The 1,638-nt window shown below is 46.8% G+C and carries 2 protein-coding genes and 2 pseudogenes; all 4 read right to left on the reverse strand.

The features are described 5' to 3' along the window. Positions 1-88: 88 nt before the first annotated feature. The gene (locus PPOP_RS06910) at positions 89-535 is read right to left on the reverse strand and encodes an AAA family ATPase (RefSeq protein WP_006285431.1); all 447 of its coding nucleotides are present in this window, start codon (positions 533-535) and stop codon (positions 89-91) included. A gap of 3 nt (positions 536-538) precedes the next feature. Further along, positions 539-664: a DUF4236 domain-containing protein gene (locus PPOP_RS20190; RefSeq protein ID WP_093470994.1), complete on the reverse strand. Its 126-nt coding sequence runs from the start codon at positions 662-664 to the stop codon at positions 539-541. Between the two features lie 384 nt (positions 665-1,048). Further along, positions 1,049-1,434, reverse strand: a pseudogene (locus PPOP_RS20200) (ATP-binding protein); the annotation flags it as partial. Between the two features lie 4 nt (positions 1,435-1,438). Then, a pseudogene (locus tag PPOP_RS06920) lies at positions 1,439-1,638 on the reverse strand (hypothetical protein); the annotation flags it as partial.

A 1,638-nucleotide genomic window follows, 5' to 3' on the forward strand; every position in this document is an offset into this window, starting at 1 on the left:
CCAATCTCGACTCTCTCCCTCCGGAGAGTATGTCGGTTGTAAGTGGGCAATTTTCAACCGATGATATTGGGTATTTTACATCCGATTTTCACAGTTTCACAACATCTCGAACAGCAGCTTCCAAATCCGCACCTGCAAAACCATCTGAAATTCTTACCAAATGTTGCGATAAATCATTTGATATTGTTCTCTTCAATCCTTTTTCAATATAAATCTTTATAATCTCTTCCCGTTCACTCGCAGTTGGCAGATCCACAAAAAATAGCTCATCGAAACGTCCTCTGCGCAACAGTTCAGGAGGCAGCTTGGATACATCATTTGCGGTTGCAACAACGAAGACTCTAGCGAGGCTTTCCTGTAACCAATAAAGGAATTGGCCGACTATCCATAATACGCATGGCGCCACATGATCGGCTGTTGATAATGCTTCTTTTAAACGATTCTCACTTTGCCCTAAGTACTGTCCATGTATAGTGGATAAATCCAAACGATACAGCGGCAGGTTCCATAAGGAGGCGATAGCCTTAGCTAACACTTATTAGTGTCCGTGAGGACTTACCCCAAAGCAAAACCCTTTTATACCGACAGAAGTTCCTAACCCCGACTTTGAAAAATTCAGCCTTATACCTCCAAATGATACTGATTTTCTAAAATAGAATCCCATATTTAATCGCTCCTTTTATTTAAATGTCTTCCTCTTGTATTTCTACATAATCCGGTATTTACCTTGAAACTCTATAGTCCAAGTCCAATACGAAGATTAATGAAGTTAGTGGATTAGAACCCCTGTACATTTTTGAACATCTTGTAATTTTCCCCTACTCTCTTCAGCTTCTTATATCCATTCAGTACTTCGTCCCCTTCTCTCCATTGCATCCCACCGGTGGATGTAATATTTTTCTTTTTTCCAGTTGATCTTTTATTTTGGCGATCATATTGGCAACATCCGGGCCGCGATAGATCATGGATGTTTCAAAACGGTTTTTTGCAAGTGAAAAATGCTGAGTTTTGCTGCGAAAAGTGCCAGGCTCCCTTGCCAGCCAAAACATTACTGTGGAATGCGTTCCATTGCCTGCTTGAGGCGGAAACTCTCGCCTGTGAACGAGAGAATATGCGCGTGGTGCACGAGACGGTCGACCAAGGCTGACGTGAGCTTCGTATCCCCAAATATGGAGGTCCATTGGCCAAACTCCAGGTTTGAGGCTGCTGCTCATAGCAATCGGCAATAACGTTGAACAGGAGCTCCGAGCCGGTCTGGCTAAAAGGGACATAACCGACCTCATCCAGAATGAGCAACTCCATCTTTTTTAGTTTTTCCCGAAAGCGGCTAAGCGTACCGGCTGCAAACTTCTCTTGCAGCACCGCGACCAGATCGGAGGCACGGTAAAATTGCACCGCATGCCCTTGCCGGCAAGCCTCAATCCCCAGCGCCGTCCGGCACCCGGAATGTTGTCCCGTGCAGGCGCTGGTTGGCGACGGTGTCAAGCCAGTGACGCACTTGGCGATTGAGATCCTGCAGTCGTCCCCAGTTCACCTGCGCTTGCTCGCCAGGCGCCGTCTCGAACCGCTCCGTCGCTTTCGATTGAATGGACGGTCGCAGCGGCTGCATGAAGATTCGAAGGATGGTGCTGCTGCCGG

It is taken from the genome of Paenibacillus popilliae ATCC 14706 (genome assembly GCF_000315235.1).
Classification (GTDB): domain Bacteria; phylum Bacillota; class Bacilli; order Paenibacillales; family Paenibacillaceae; genus Paenibacillus_B; species Paenibacillus_B popilliae.